The organism is Vibrio jasicida CAIM 1864 = LMG 25398, assembly GCF_000400365.1.
Lineage (GTDB): Bacteria > Pseudomonadota > Gammaproteobacteria > Enterobacterales > Vibrionaceae > Vibrio > Vibrio jasicida.
The window spans coordinates 1-980 of sequence record NZ_BAOG01000046.1; the positions used below are offsets into that span (position 1 = coordinate 1).

Consider the following 980-nt stretch of genomic DNA (forward strand, 5'->3'; position numbering starts at 1 on the left):
ATTAAATCTAACAGATTGGGGTTCATTGGGAGAATAAGCCCAAAACCTAACAAACTGTTCAAGAGGGATTCGCAACGCGTGGCATTTTCACTATGCGTTGGTTTTAGTGTTTAAGGTGGAATGCAGGGGCTTCAGTATAGCGTTGCTCACCCCTTAACAGGGCGTTAGGCAACTTTTTCGAGGTAGGTATTTGAAAGGTAGTAAAAGATTAGTGCTTGAGCTATTGCTTGTCGCAATTATTTGCGTTTTAGCCGTATTTTGGATATTTGAGCCCGATGGCAACTTTGAACCAATTATTGTACTGATTGGGGCGCTTGTGTCTTTAATTGCATTGATAACCTCTTTGTATGTAAAGAAAAAGAAGCAAGACTTCGTGATCGAGGAGCAGCTAAAACCTAGCCAACTTCACTTTATTAACCAGTTGATTGAGCTTAAATCTAGTGTGTACGCATCTGCCAGAAAACAATGGGATACCGGTATTACAAGTGAAATGCGAGGTGGAAATAGTGAAGTGATGTCTTTCTATGAAGACACTTGGTTACAGTTAGCTGCTAACTTCCCAATTGAGCATTTTGGAAATACAACTCACGCAGAATATTTAGACAAGTATGTATCTGAACGTTATGAAGTCCATTATCAAGCGGCAAATCAAAACGGTTATGGCGAGGGCTCTATGGCATTTGTTATCGTAACTGCTGACGTGATGAAAGATCTCGACTCACAAATCGTTGAGCTAGTCTCGATTGTTTCGTCATCTACGGATTCTTTTGATTACGGCAAATGGGTACAGCGGTGGGCATCAGTTGCCTAACAAACTGTTTAAGAGTGATTCGCAACGCGTGGCATTTTTACTGTGCGTTGGTTTTAGTGTTTAAGGTGTTATACGGCAGTTTCGGTATTGCGTTGCTCACACCTTAACAGGGCGTTATGCGTCAGAGGGAAATTATGAATCCAGGTATTTATTTAGACGATTTTGAAAT

At 40.9% G+C, this 980-nt stretch carries 1 protein-coding gene; it reads left to right on the forward strand.

Annotation, left to right across the window (positions count from 1 at the left end; genetic code table 11):
* Positions 1 to 190 precede the first annotated feature (190 nt).
* On the forward strand, positions 191 to 811 hold the full coding sequence (locus VJL_RS13785; RefSeq protein WP_152436653.1) for a hypothetical protein: 621 nt from the start codon (positions 191 to 193) through the stop codon (positions 809 to 811).
* Positions 812 to 980 lie beyond the last annotated feature (169 nt).